Here is a 14,493-nt window from a genome sequence, read left to right as displayed (position 1 = left end):
AAGTCACAACAACTTCATTGCCCGGTTCTGTTTGACCTGTAATGTTGGTTATTGGTTTACCGTTTGCATCTGTACTTGGTGTAACTTGATTGATTTTGATCGTAATCAAGCTGTCATCATTGCCTGAACCTTTGTTGCCATCAAGGTCTGTATAGCTATCATCTTTAACTTCGACTTTAACTGTTTGAGCTGGTTCAACTTTTAATTCAACTGTCCAAGTACCATCTGCATTTTGTTTTGGCTCACCAACAACGCGACCACCCGTTACATTCAAGTCTGCCGATGAGAATGTACTTGGATCAATATCTTCACTAAATGTAAATGTTGCTGTCGCAGAGGTTTCATCTTTTACATTGGCAATAATATCGACTTCAACTGATGGTGCGGTCGTATCAACATCCTTATTTGCTGTACCTTGGCCGCCTAAGTTACCCGCATAATCTTTATAACTATTTTCAGGAACGGTTACTTTAATATCACCATCCACACCTGATGGAACTTTACCCGTCCACGTCAAACCATCTTTTGATGGTATAAGTTCAACTTTTACAGGATTACCGTTTTTATCAACTATGATAAATTCTTTTGGATCAATTGTTGACGGATCAACGTCAGGATCAAACTGAATGATGATTTCAGCTTTAGCTGTAATTTCTACATCTACGTTTGGTGGTGTTAAGTCTTGACCAACTGGACGTTCAGCAACATTTGACTCAATTAGCGTACCATCTGCACCAACGACACTACCTTGCGCTTTAATATCATTATTTGATAAAACATCTGATGCAGGAACCTTAATACTCCATGTACCATCAGCATTAACAGTCACTTGATCACCTGAATAAACCTTACCGTTAAATGTAATGGTCATTGATGCAGATGGATTGCTTACAGTGCCTGTAATAGTGATATTACCATCAAAATCAGTTAGTTCTGCCAACTCACCTTCGTTGATAATATCATCACCGCCCACAATACCAATCGATACAAATGGAAGTAAAACATCATCTGAAGTTGGCTTGCCATCTTGATCATCGGTCACGGCGTCAACTGTATTGCCATCGACAAGTGGTTTATCTGTGGTCACTGTCCAATAACCATCTAGATCAGCAGGTTCAGAAACAAGTGTTGAACCATCAGGTAAAGTCACTGTGACTTTATTACCAGGCTCAGTTGTTCCTGAAATAATAGCTGTATTGCCATCTGGTATAATCGAATCAATTTTTACGGTTACTTTTTTATCAGTACCAGATGAACCTTCATTACCCGCAAGGTTTGTATAGCTCTTATCTTTAACACCTACATTAACCGTAATACCTTGCTTCGTTCCTGTAAGGTCAGCAAACCATGTACCATCTTTATTTTCAACAAGGTTACTGAGCTTACCACCGGAAATAACAATATCTGACAAATCAAAGTTTTTAACTGGTTCATTAAACTTAAAAGTTACAGTGCCATCGTCATTGATGATGACTATAACAGCTGGAGGTTTTGTATCAATAACTGCTGTATCACCACCTTTACCTGAGGTATTACCTGTTTGATCTGTAATAGTTGCAGCGACATCAACCTTGCCATTTGCTTGTGGCGGAACAGACGTAATATAACCATTGTTCAACATATCATCGGTAATAATAATATCTGTAGGTTCACCACCATTGATAATAATCGTGAGTGTATCGCCAACTTTGGCTTCTTTTGGAATAGTAATTTTTACTGATACATCAGGACCCTGACCTAACTCGGTGCCATTGATTACACCATCATTATTAATATCTGTCGTAATTTCAACTTTTGGTGCAGGAATCACACCTGTATTTGGAATCAGTGTTTCATCTGTACCTGGTTCTGAAACTAAACCTGTATGTGGATCAGTCACAGTCCCTTTAACAGGAACTTCTTGACCTACAGGAGGTAATTCTGCTGTTGGCACATCAACTATCCAATTATATGTACCATCATCATTAGGTGTTGGATCAACTTTTACAGGGTATTCTTTCCCACCTACAGTCACTGTCACATCAGCATTTGGATCATCAACTGTACCCGTAATCGTTGTTGTATCATCCTCACTCGGAACAATTGGATCAATCGTGACATAAGGTGCTTTTGGTGGAACTACAACAGGTGCTTCATCCTGACCTGGCTCTGAAATTAAACCTGTATTTGGATCAGTCACAGTCGCTTTGACAGGAATTTCTTGCCCGATTGGGGGCAATTTATTTGTGGGTACATCGATAGTCCAATTATATGTACCATCTTCGTTAGGTGTTGGATCAACGTTTACAGGATATTCTTTCCCGCCAATGGTAATGCTCACATCAGCATTTGGATTATCTACTGTACCTGTAATCGTGGTTGTTCCATCTTTGTCTGGTACAACTTGATCAATTGTGACCACAGGTGCTTTAGGTGGCAAAATTACGGGTGCTTCATCTGTCCCAGGAGGAGAAACTAGACCAGTATTCGGATCAGTGATTGTTCCTTTTACAGGAACTTCTGCACCTTGTGGAGGCAATGCCGATGTTGGTACATCCACTGTCCAATTATATGTACCATCCGCATTCGGTGTTGGATCAACTTTAGCTTTATATTCTTTTCCATCAAGCGTCACAATCACATCAGCATTTGGATTATTTACTGTACCTGTAATCGTGGTTGTTCCATCCTTATCAGGAACAACGGGATTAATCGTGACGACAGGTGCAATTGGTACTTCTGGGACTTTCGGTTGATCTTTCGATGATCCATTTGAACCATCTGCCGCAATCACTGTACCACCAACGAGCGCACCACCGACAATCCATGGCAGTAAATTAGATGCAGTACTCCCACCACCTACAGCAATCGGTAGTAATTCCTCTAAGCCTGCTAACTCTTTAAAACCTGCGACACCATTTTGCCAATCTAGCAATAAGAAAGCACATTCAGTCCCTTCAAAAACGAGTGCTGTATTATTTCCTTCTGCATCCACTACAAAATAATTTTCAATAGCGAGTATTTCACCATCCTTCATTTTAATAATTAAATTATTACCATCTTGAATAATTTCAGCAACATCTTCACGAAGAATTTTTGTTTGAATAATCGATCCTTTTTCTAATTTAATTATATTAGAATCGATTTCCACCTTCTCCATTGTCGCCTTATCAATAACAATAATTTTTTGCATAATAAAAAGCCATTTTCTAATGTAACAGTCAGTAAACTATATTAACAGAGCGATATTTTTTGTACAATAAATCCATAGTGTTTTTAATTCTATTAATCAATCATTTTTTTGACTATTATTCAATCAACACAGTCTTTTAACCGCAGGATAAATTCATGTTGAAACGTTCGCTACTTTGTTTAAGCCTTGTTCTTGGTCTAAGTGCATGTTCATCTATACAACATAAAGCTACTTTCGAAAAACCAACCCATTTATTATTTATAGACAAAGAGATAAATTCACTACCTGTTCAAGTACAGCGTGATGAACGCCTTTGTGATGGTGATAAAGCAGACGATCAAAACTGCCCAATCAAGTTTTTTATTGATGATTTTAAAGCTGGTGAATTCTATATTCATAACACAACAACGTACTATTTAAAGCCAAATGAGTACACATTGACCGTCAAAAACTGTAAAGAAAATTGCGTTACTAATCACACTAAAATACAAATTGACGAAAAGTTACCATTAGTAACTTTGGTATTATCTATTGATGAAAATGGAAAACCATTCATTATCAACAAAAAATCATAGTATAAAATTCAACCCGAAATTCGTGATAAATTTCGGGTTGAATTTAGTGCAAAAAATCACATTAAACGAATAAAACATAGATTAAATTTATTCTATTTTTTTGAAAAAATAACTCCATTAAATCCAATTTTTCTATTACATAATATAAAAAATATATTAATAAAAAGAACCTAATATTTTTTAATAATATTAAATTTTTAATAAATGTGTTTATTTTCTACCAGATCAAAATGGATTTATTTAAGTAGTATAAATTTTGTTTCATAGAAATGATTCAAATGTATATATTTCACTGATTCCATGTATACTTTTCCACATCTCTTGTACTGTTTTATCTGCCTTATGCAACAAAACCGTGAACTTAGAACTCTCCTCAAAAAAAAACGTCGTGCATTAAACTCGACCATGCAAAAAAAAATTGAAGTGCAAATCCTGCATCAAATAATTCAACAACCAAAATTTTATCATGCAAAAAAAATCGGCATTTATTTACACGCATTTGGCGAAGTTCAAACCCAAAAGCTCATTGAGTACTGCTTTAAACAGGGTAAAAACGTTTTTCTACCGATGATTTGCAATATGAGTTTAAAACTTGTTTGGATTCAAATTACTCAACATCAATATCGAAGCAAGCGTTTTGCGATGCATCGTTTAGGCATGTTAGAGCCGATGAAAAGCCGTGGTTTTCATGTTTCCGCATTAGATTTTCTCATTTTACCTTTGCTGGCTTGCGATCAACTCGGTACCCGTATGGGTATGGGGGCAGGTTTTTATGACCGTACCCTTGCAACTGCGCCCAAGCGCCCTTATAGAGTAGGAATCGCCCATGACTTTCAACTTTTAAGTGAACCATTACAGCGAAATGCTTGGGATCAACCTTTAGATGTGTTGATTACACCATCAAAAGTCTATCGTTTTAGTCGGCATTCAAGTTTATTCAGGCTTTGAAGCCCTTCTAAATTTTAGATACTTGCGCTTTTTTATATTTTTTATTGAGCAAGGCCCTTGTAATTTTTAAAATACCCATCACTATAAAATTCATGGCAACAATGTTGTTACTCACTAGGAGTGCCCATGTCAGAAAATATTATGAATCAAGAAAATCTTGAGCAAAACGTTCCGAGTGTATTACCACTTTTAGCTTTGCGTGATGTTGTGGTTTATCCACATATGCAAATTGCACTCTTTGTCGGTCGTGAAAAATCGATCAATGCCGTTGATATCGCTCGCAACAGCGATAATCTCGTATTTGTAGTTGCACAAAAAGATTCTCTCACAGAAGAAATTGATCACGACAATTTATATCAATACGGTACTGTCGCTAAGATCGTCCAAGTCGTAAATCATGAAAATGATGAAAACTGTATTAAAGTGCTAATTGAAGGCTTACACCGTTCTAAGCTTGTAGAAATCATCGACAATGATGAATATTTATCGGCTGAACATGCGTTAAGCCCAATGAGTGTTGCAACAGTCGATTCAAACACTCAAGTATTACGTGTTGAAGAATTACGTGCTCTATTTGCACAATATGCTGAAACGAAACTACGTAATGCACGTGAGTTAATTGCGGCTGCAAACAAAATTGACGATCTTCTACAACTGTTATTCTTCGTTGCAACACGTGTACCGTTGAATATTGATGTAAAGCAAAAGTTCTTAGAACATGATCAGTTTGAAGAGCATTTACAAGAACTCATGAGCTATTTATTACAGCAGTCAGAAGAGCAACAAGTTGAACAAACTTTGCATGACTCTGTAAAACGTCAAATGGAAAAGAATCAGCGCGAATATTTCCTGAATGAAAAAATGAAGGTTATTCAGCGTGAACTTTCTGACATGAATGGCGGTGCAGAAGATGATGTTGCTGAAATTGAACGTCGTTTAGCAGAAGCTGATCTACCAGAACATGTGCGTAAAAAAGCTGAAGCGGAATTCCGTAAGTTAAAAGCAATGCAACCTGCATCAAGTGAAGCTGCTGTTGTCCGCAACTATATCGAAGCGATTTTAGATACGCCTTGGAATAAAGCGAGTAAAGTCAGCATTAACTTAGCAAAAGCTCAGGAAATTTTAGATACTGATCATTATGGCTTAGACGATGTAAAAGACCGTATTGTTGAATATCTCGCAGTACAGTCACGCGTGAAAAAACTCAAAGGTCCAATTCTTTGTTTAGTCGGTCCCCCAGGTGTTGGTAAAACGTCACTTGGTGAATCAGTTGCTAAAGCAACGGGGCGTGAATTCGTTCGTATGGCACTCGGTGGCGTACGTGATGAAGCGGAAATTCGTGGTCACCGTCGTACTTATATTGGTGCGATGCCAGGTAAAATTGTGCAATCATTGACTAAAGTAGGCGTAAAGAATCCTTTATTCTTACTCGATGAAATTGACAAAATGGCACAAGACTATCGTGGCGATCCAGCTTCTGCATTGCTTGAAGTGCTTGATCCATCACAAAATGATAAGTTCAGTGATCACTATTTAGATCTTGATCTTGACCTTTCAGAAGTGATGTTCATCTGTACTGCAAACAGCATGAATATTCCTGAAGCGTTGCTTGACCGTATGGAAGTGATTCGTCTACCGGGTTATACCGAAGATGAAAAAGTCAATATTGCAGAGCGTTACCTTGTTCCAAAAGCAATTAAGAACAATGGTTTACGTGCTAAAGAATTGACTGTTCACGAAGAAGCAATTCGTGACATCGTACAGCGTTATACCCGCGAAGCAGGTGTTCGTAGCCTTGAGCGTGAAGTGTCTAAAATTGCACGTAAAGTCGTGAAAGAAGCCGTGAGCAAGAAGTCTAAAAATCTTCAGCTTGAAGTAACCTCTGCTAATCTCCCAGAATATTTAGGTCCACACAAGTTTGACTTTGGTATGGCGGAAGAAGAAGCGCAAGTCGGTCGTGTTAATGGTTTGGCTTGGACATCTGTTGGTGGTGAGTTACTTACTATCGAAGTTGCAGCAGTCAAAGGTAAAGGTAAATTCATTACTACTGGTTCACTCGGTGATGTGATGAAAGAATCAATTACCGCAGCTATGACAGTTGTTCGTACTCGTGCAGATGAGCTTGGCATTGAAGCTTCGCGTTTTGAAGAAACTGATGTTCACGTCCATTTACCTGAAGGTGCTACACCGAAAGATGGTCCATCTGCAGGTTTAGCATTGACGACTGCACTTGTATCTGCGTTCACAGGCATCGCAATTCGCCCTGATATTGCAATGACAGGTGAAACAAGCCTTGGCGGTCGTGCGATGCGTATTGGTGGTTTGAAAGAGAAGCTACTCGCTGCACATCGTGGTGGTGTAAAACTCGTATTCATCCCACAAGAAAATGTCCGTGATTTAGCTGAAATTCCTGACAATGTGAAAGAAGGTTTGGAAATTAAAGCTGTGAAAAGTATCGATGAGATTCTGCCACTTGCTTTAGTTGAACAACCAACGCCATTGGTTAAAGCACCAATTGTGAAAACAACAGGTGAAAGCAAAGCTGCTCGTCATTAATTACTCAAGTAATTACATATAAAAAAGAGCGCTACGGCGCTCTTTTTTATACTTACTATCCCCATATTTCATTTCAACCTAATAAAAGCTCAAATCAGATTGTTAACCAAAAAAATGAAGATCAAAACCTCATTTTACCCTTGAAAAATACAACATGGACATCATATATAAATAAAGAAATTGTGGTTCATGATGATTTAACTCAAGACCAAAACTTACTTTTTAGTGGTTTCTATCAAATCTCCAGATAGATAGAAATCCGCATGCAGTCCTACTACCCCTCATGGACTGCATTTTTTTATCTATACTTTTTCTTTATAAAAATCCTCGTCAATACATCCCTTTTTAAATGAATTAATTCTTTGTGCCGCATCAATATCAACATGATGTTTCTCACTTTTCGTCCCCAATGTTACTTCTTTTATCTCATCATTTTTCTGCTCTTATTTCTATACAGCCTATTTTAGGCATATTTATTTTAACCTGAACGATTATCCATATAACGCTATACTTACCATTAAACTCTCATTATTTAATGCGTACTATGAAAATTCGTATTCTGACCATTGGTCAAAAAATGCCAGCTTGGGTACTTACAGGTTTTGAAGATTACTTCAAACGTATTCAACCTTTTGTTCAAACCCAAGTGATTGAGTTAGCTATGGCAAAGCGAGGAAAAAATGATTCAGAAGCCGATATTTTAAAATACCGAAATATTGAAGGTGACAGCATTTTGGCACAGCTCAAACAAAATGAAGTTCTCATTGCACTTGAAGTCGGTGGTCGTGAGTTCAGTACAGAAAAGTTAGCTGAAACCATGAAAAGTTGGATGCTTGAAGGTAACGATATCGCTCTTGCGATTGGTGGACCTGATGGTCACTCAGAAGCCGTTCGCAAAGCCGCGGCTTGGCATTGGTCACTCTCTAAACTCACCCTCCCACATCCAATGGTACGTGTGATGCTCATTGAACAACTGTATCGTGCAATGAGCATCAACAATAATCATCCTTACCACCGCGCAGGATAAAATTTGAGGCACGATAAGAGTTACTTCATTTCGAAAACAGTATGTTGAAGTTACTGAAAAACGTTCGACATTCAAGATCACTTTTTACAATGGGATAAACAGCGCAGTATGAAACTACAAACCTTGCCCGGCTTATTTATTTCTCATGGCTCACCCATGCTTGCGCTTAATCCTGAACAAGTCGGCCCTGCTTTAAACCGACTTGGTCTAAATTTGCCACAACCTCAAGCAATTGTAGTGATGTCAGCACATTGGGAAAGTAATGCTTTAGAAGTAAGTACAGGTGTACGCCCTGAAACATGGCATGATTTTCGTGGGTTTCCACCTGAACTCTATGAAATACGCTACCCTGCACCGGGCGACCCGCAACTTGCTGAAGAAATTTTGCATCTATTCTCTGAAGCACATATTTCTGCCCATGCTAATAGTACTCGCCCACGTGATCATGGCGTATGGATGCCTTTGTTGCACATGTATCCTCAAGCGGATATACCTGTGGTAGAAATTTCACTACCTATGAATATTTCTGCAAAAGAAATTTATAAGATTGGACAAACTTTAGCAGTATTACGTGAAAAGCAAATTTTATTGATGGGTTCAGGCAGTATTACGCATAATTTACGTGAACTTTCTTGGCAAGGTGAAAATGCCAATGTGCCTGAATGGGCATCAACTTTCCGTAATACCGTAGTGAGTAAGCTCCATCATCAAGATTTTGATGCTGTGCTCGATTGGAAGAATTTGCCTTTTATCGAACGTAATCATCCAACTTTAGAACATTTCACACCACTATTTTTTGCTATGGGTACAGGTCATCGTTTTAGTATTGTACATAGTAGTTTTAGTATGGGTTCACTTGGTATGGATATTTATCGCTTTGATTAATACACATATCCATTTATAGATAAAATATATCAATATAGTAACAAAAAATTATAAATGGATACATTTTGCTACCCAAAAAGCGCATATGTATCCATTTTTTTTTAAATAAATACGTTATCCTTCAAAATGTTATCCATAGCATGAACTGTTTATCCCATGAAATTAAAATATTTAGCAATTGCCCTTTTCCCTCTTGCTCTTGCCGCTTGTCAGTCAAATGGCATTCAAAAAACTGGAGATTCAACAGTGAGCGTTGTAGAACAACAAAATGTAAATAAAACATTAACTGCATATCAATGGAGCGCAAATACTGCAAATGCGCCTAAACCTTTAGTTTTAAATTTTGATGCTCAAGGTCGTTTAGCCATTTCAACCAGCTGTAATAATCTAATGGGTGGTTGGAAAGTAGAAAATAATCAGATTGTTTCAGGTAATTTAGCGGCAACACAAATGGCATGTGAAGCAAATGCAATGGCACAAGAAGGTGTTGCAGCAAACTTATTTAGTAACCGTAAAGCTCCGTTTACTTTAGATATGAGTAATCCTGATCAACCTAAACTGACCATTGTTACAACAAATGGTGAGAAGGTTGAATTTACAGGAACAATGACACCTGAAACAAAATATCAAAGTGAAGGCGAAACGATTTTCCTTGAAATTTCACCTGAAACAAAACAATGTACTGGCGTTGCTCCACAAACATGCTTACAAGTCAAAGAAATCAAATATGCTGAAAATGGTGTAAAAACCTATCAAGATAAAGATTGGACGTTATTTTATAACCACATTGAAGGTTTTGAGCACGATCCAAAAGCACATAAAATTATCCGTGTAAAACGTTATGAAATTAAAAACCCTGCTGCTGATCAATCTAAATATGCTTATGTATTTGATATGACTGTAATGAATGCAACTGTAAAATAAAATTTAAGCATAAAAAAACCGATGCATTTGCATCGGTTTTTTTAGTGATTCTAAGTTAAAACTTAAAATACACCTTGAGCAAGCATTGCATCAGCAACTTTTACGAAGCCTGCAATGTTCGCACCGTTTACGTAGTTTACAGTACCATCTTCTTCTGTACCGTATTTCACGCAGTTGCGGTGAATTTCTTTCATGATTGCATGAAGACGTTCATCAACTTCTTCAAATGTCCAACCCAAACGGATTGCATTTTGAGACATTTCAAGACCTGATGTTGCTACGCCACCAGCATTCGACGCTTTACCTGGTGCATAAAGAATTTTCGCTTCAACAAATTTTTCAACAGCATCAAGTGTAGAAGGCATGTTTGCACCTTCAGCTACACAAATAACGCCATTTGCAATAAGTGTTACAGCATCATCACCATTTAACTCATTTTGAGTTGCACATGGCAACGCGATGTCACATTTGATTCCCCAAGGGCATTTACCTTCAAGGTATTCAAAACCATGTTTAGACGCGAATTCTGAAATACGACCGCGCTTCACATTTTTAAGTTCCATCACTTCACATAAAAGCTCAGTGGTAAAACCATTTTTAACGTAAACCGTACCCGCAGAGTCAGATAAAGAAACAACTTTTGCACCTAAGTACATTGCTTTTTCAGCAGCATACTGTGCAACATTACCCGAACCTGAAATGGTTACAACTTTATCTTGGAAGCTTTCGCCACGAGCCTTAAGCATTTCCTCAGCGAAATACACAGTACCGTAACCTGTCGCTTCTGGGCGAGCCAATGACCCACCGAAAGTTAAGCCTTTACCTGTGAATACACACGCAGTATCGTTGCTTAATTTCTTCATCATACCGGCCATATAGCCAACTTCACGACCACCAACACCAATATCGCCCGCAGGAATATCAGTATTCGATCCCAAATGACGATATAACTCGATCATTAAAGCTTGGCAGAAACGCATGATTTCGCCTTCAGATTTACCTTTAGGATCAAAATCTGAACCGCCTTTACCGCCACCCATTGGCAGTGTGGTTAAAGCATTTTTAAATGTTTGTTCAAAACCTAAGAATTTAAGAATTGAAAGGTTCACTGATGGATGGAAACGCATTCCACCTTTAAATGGACCAATAGCCGAATTGTATTGTACACGGAACGCACGGTTCACATGCGTTTGACCTTTGTCATCAACCCATGAAACACGGAATTGAATTGCACGTTCAGGTTCAACAAGACGCTCAAGTAACCCGTGTTCAGCATATTGCGGGTTTTTTGCAATGAACGGCCATAAGCTCGTCATCACTTCTTCTACAGCTTGTAGAAATTCTGGTTGATGTGAATCACGTGTTTTAACGTAGTTTAGGAAGTCGTTAAGGCTGTTATATTTCAACGCTTAATCCTCAGCAGTTTGGTGGATCAAAATCGGTCAAAATTTCAATCGATGATGTATTTTGGCGCAAACAATGTAATATCTTTTGTAACCAATCGGCAATAGTTATTTTCAAATTCTTTAAAATTAATTTAATAACAAATAGTTATCTTTATTATAAAACATAATTAGGCAATCCTAAAAATTGATCTATATCAAGACTTAAAGAAAATTCATGCCATAAAAAGAGGCGACTTGTGCGCTCAAATTGTGCACACCGCAAATCCTGATTTTCATGCTAAAATTCACAATTCAATGATGTTATTTTTCAATTTAAGGCTCAAATTGAGCTGTTGTGGCTATACATGAATCTGCAAATCTCTCTCATTCAATCTATTGATGCTTTACTGCCTCAGACCCAATGTGGTCTATGTGGTCATCGTGATGGATGCCTTCCTTATGCCAAATCTATCACTGAAGGTGAAGATGCCAACAAATGTGTACCCGGTGGTCAACCTGTTGCCGATGCATTAGCAGAATTATTGAGCCGTCCAAAATTACAAGCAGAAGAAAGTGTTTGGGCTATACAAAGAGATGGTCGTCCACAGCGTATGAAAGCGGTCATTCGTGAAGATGAATGTATTGGTTGTACCAAGTGTATTAGTGCTTGCCCTGTCGATGCGATCATTGGCGCAGGTAAATTGATGCATACCATTCTCACGGATTTATGTACGGGTTGTGAGCTATGCATTCCACCCTGCCCTGTCGACTGTATTGATCTAATTGAAGATTTACAGGATTTACCGCAAGAATCTCAACGCATTGCTGAACAAACCGATTTACGTGAACGTTACTATGCGCATATCCAACGTGAGGAAAAACGTCGCATTCACCGTAAAGGCCCTGTCGTTCGTGCTGAAATTGATACCGAATTATTTGCACAATTTTCTGCACAAACAGACCAACTGCCTGAAATTCAAATCATTGAAAAATCAAATGAAATACCACCATCTATCGATGCAAAAACCACGATTGAATTGGCAAAAATTCGTACGCAAATTAAAAAACTTGAAAAACAACTTAGCGTCCGCCCCGATGCAAAAAAGCAAGAATTACTTGAATCACTCAACACACAATTGAGTCAGTTACAAGGAGTATGAAATGAGCGTTAAAAATATGACGCGAAAAGAGATTCAAATCTTTTTTGAACGTTTACGTGAACAACGCCCACACCCAGAAACTGAGCTCAATTTTTCCAATCCATTTGAATTATTGGTTGCGGTTACATTGTCTGCACAAGCCACCGATGTCAGTGTCAATAAAGCTACAGATAAACTCTTTCCTGTTGCCAATACGCCTGAAGCCATTTATGCATTGGGTGTCGATGGTTTAAAGGAATATATCAAAACCATTGGTTTGTATAATTCCAAAGCCGAAAATGTAATTAAAGCCTGTAAAATGCTGATAGAGTTGCATGGTAGTCAAGTACCACAAAACCGTGCTGATCTTGAGGCTTTACCAGGAGTTGGGCGTAAAACAGCAAATGTGGTACTTAATACCGCCTTTGGTCAACCAACGATGGCCGTTGATACGCATATTTTCCGTTTGGGTAATCGTACAGGGCTCGCTGTTGGTAAAAATGTACTTGAAGTTGAACAGCGTCTCATCAAAGTCATTCCAAAAGAATTTATACTCGACTCACATCATTGGCTGATTTTACACGGACGATATACCTGTATTGCTCGCAAACCGAAATGTGCAGAATGCATCGTATCTGATGTCTGCCATTGGCCTGATCGTTTTGAGTTCGGTGCACCACGAAATAAAGCGATCCTTACAAAGACAATTGAAGATGCAGTAAATCCCTAAGCCAAGAAATGATCTATATTTTATGAACATTGCGTTCAAAAATATCTCTCTTTTGTTAAAAATGATGCTGAAATTTAGCATCATTTTTTGATTCTGAATGGTTATTTTTGCTTATTATCTTTTTGTTGTTGCTCTAATCGTTCTTTTTCAACCAATTCTTTTTTCAACGTCGCCATACGTTCATGTTCTTTCGCCACACTAGGATGTACCTGATACTGTGCATTTTTACGAATTTCACGGCGCTGTGCGATTTCTTCTTTTTGCGTTTTACGTAGCAATTTAAAACTAAAAACAATCAGTCCCAAAATAACGATAACACTTAAAATGACGAGGGCAATTAATGCGATTTTCATTGGTGCTATATATTCCAACATAAAAAAAGAGACCTAATATGAATCAGGTCTCTTTTAAAGTCAAAATTTCCAAAAAGTCTGGCTGTAAATTAACCCTCAGGGCTAAAAGTCATCTAATTTTGGAATTATTTGTCTAAAATATTAAATAGTTCTGCTTGAACTTCATCAATGGCACGAAGACCATTCAATTTGTCATAAGTCGGTGCATTTTCACCTGAAGCCGCACGACTTTGGTAGAAACCAACCAATTGCTCAGTTTCAGTATGATATGAACCTAAGCGCTTACGAATTGTTTCTTCTAAATCATCAGGACGTTGAACTAAATCTTCGCCTGTCTCATCGTCTTTACCTTCCACTTTCGGTGGATTGTAAATTGTATGATAAATACGACCCGATGCAGCATGCTGACGACGACCCGATAAACGTTTTACAATTTCTTCATCAGGTACATCAATTTCAATCACGTGGTCAATGCTAATGCCTTCTTTTTCAAGTGCTTCAGCTTGCGGAATCGTACGTGGGAAACCATCGAAAATGCAACCATTTACGCAATCAGGCTGCGCAATACGCTCTTTCACTAAACCAATGATCAACTCATCAGACACTAAACCGCCAGACTCCATGACACTTTTAGCTTTAAGACCGAGTTCAGTACCTTCACGAATTGCAGCACGGAGCATATCACCGGTTGAAATTTGTGGGACATTGTAGCGCTTACAGATCAACTGAGCCTGAGTGCCTTTGCCAGCTCCAGGTGGTCCGAGTAAAATAATGCGCATAAAAAAACATCCTCATGTAA

The 14,493-nt window shown here is 38.1% G+C and carries 12 protein-coding genes; 8 read left to right on the top strand and 4 right to left on the bottom strand.

The annotated features are described in order from the left end of the window. A partial coding sequence (locus ACK1JC_RS12055) for an Ig-like domain-containing protein (RefSeq protein ID WP_409512114.1) occupies window positions 1–3,172 on the bottom strand: 3,172 nt, incomplete at its 3' end. Window positions 3,173–3,327: 155 nt separating this feature from the next. Between ACK1JC_RS12055 and ACK1JC_RS12050 the strand changes: the two genes are divergently transcribed. The 6 genes from ACK1JC_RS12050 (at window position 3,328) to ACK1JC_RS12025 (ending at window position 10,087) form a co-directional block, all read left to right on the top strand. After that, entirely contained in the window at window positions 3,328–3,747 is a 420-nt protein-coding gene (locus ACK1JC_RS12050) for a hypothetical protein (protein ID WP_409512113.1), read from the top strand. Between the two features lie 342 nt (window positions 3,748–4,089). Further along, on the top strand, window positions 4,090–4,695 hold the full coding sequence (locus tag ACK1JC_RS12045) for a 5-formyltetrahydrofolate cyclo-ligase (protein ID WP_409512112.1): 606 nt from the start codon (window positions 4,090–4,092) through the stop codon (window positions 4,693–4,695). Window positions 4,696–4,821: 126 nt separating this feature from the next. After that, window positions 4,822–7,251 carry an endopeptidase La gene (gene lon / locus ACK1JC_RS12040; RefSeq protein ID WP_409512111.1) on the top strand — a complete coding sequence of 810 codons (2,430 nt, stop codon included), beginning with the start codon at window positions 4,822–4,824 and terminating at the stop codon, window positions 7,249–7,251. A gap of 544 nt (window positions 7,252–7,795) precedes the next feature. Then, window positions 7,796–8,278 carry a 23S rRNA (pseudouridine(1915)-N(3))-methyltransferase RlmH gene (gene rlmH / locus ACK1JC_RS12035; protein ID WP_409512110.1) on the top strand — a complete coding sequence of 161 codons (483 nt, stop codon included), beginning with the start codon at window positions 7,796–7,798 and terminating at the stop codon, window positions 8,276–8,278. Between the two features lie 108 nt (window positions 8,279–8,386). Next, window positions 8,387–9,163 (top strand): dioxygenase, encoded by a 777-nt coding sequence (locus tag ACK1JC_RS12030; protein WP_409512109.1) that lies wholly within the window; start codon window positions 8,387–8,389, stop codon window positions 9,161–9,163. Between the two features lie 156 nt (window positions 9,164–9,319). Next, window positions 9,320–10,087 (top strand): DUF4377 domain-containing protein, encoded by a 768-nt coding sequence (locus ACK1JC_RS12025; protein ID WP_409512108.1) that lies wholly within the window; start codon window positions 9,320–9,322, stop codon window positions 10,085–10,087. 62 nt (window positions 10,088–10,149) lie between these two features. On the opposite strand, the gene gdhA is transcribed toward ACK1JC_RS12025, so the two are convergent. Beyond that, a complete protein-coding gene (gene gdhA / locus ACK1JC_RS12020; RefSeq protein WP_409512107.1) occupies window positions 10,150–11,493 on the bottom strand; it encodes an NADP-specific glutamate dehydrogenase in 1,344 nt (447 codons plus the stop codon). 344 nt (window positions 11,494–11,837) lie between these two features. Between gdhA and ACK1JC_RS12015 the strand changes: the two genes are divergently transcribed. After that, on the top strand, window positions 11,838–12,632 hold the full coding sequence (locus tag ACK1JC_RS12015; protein ID WP_409512106.1) for an RnfABCDGE type electron transport complex subunit B: 795 nt from the start codon (window positions 11,838–11,840) through the stop codon (window positions 12,630–12,632). Between the two features lies 1 nt (window position 12,633). After that, on the top strand, window positions 12,634–13,341 hold the full coding sequence (nth, locus tag ACK1JC_RS12010; RefSeq protein WP_409512105.1) for an endonuclease III: 708 nt from the start codon (window positions 12,634–12,636) through the stop codon (window positions 13,339–13,341). A gap of 101 nt (window positions 13,342–13,442) precedes the next feature. On the opposite strand, the gene ACK1JC_RS12005 is transcribed toward nth, so the two are convergent. Both ACK1JC_RS12005 and adk read right to left on the bottom strand, forming a co-directional pair. Then, entirely contained in the window at window positions 13,443–13,715 is a 273-nt protein-coding gene (locus ACK1JC_RS12005) for a hypothetical protein (RefSeq protein WP_409512104.1), read from the bottom strand. 104 nt (window positions 13,716–13,819) lie between these two features. Then, a complete protein-coding gene (adk, locus tag ACK1JC_RS12000; protein WP_409512103.1) occupies window positions 13,820–14,473 on the bottom strand; it encodes an adenylate kinase in 654 nt (217 codons plus the stop codon). Window positions 14,474–14,493 lie beyond the last annotated feature (20 nt).

The sequence above is a fragment of the Acinetobacter sp. TY2 genome, assembly GCF_046269225.1.
Taxonomy (GTDB): Bacteria; Pseudomonadota; Gammaproteobacteria; order Pseudomonadales; family Moraxellaceae; genus Acinetobacter.
Note: the sequence above shows the minus strand (reverse complement) of the source record. Positions and strands in the feature narration are given on the sequence as shown.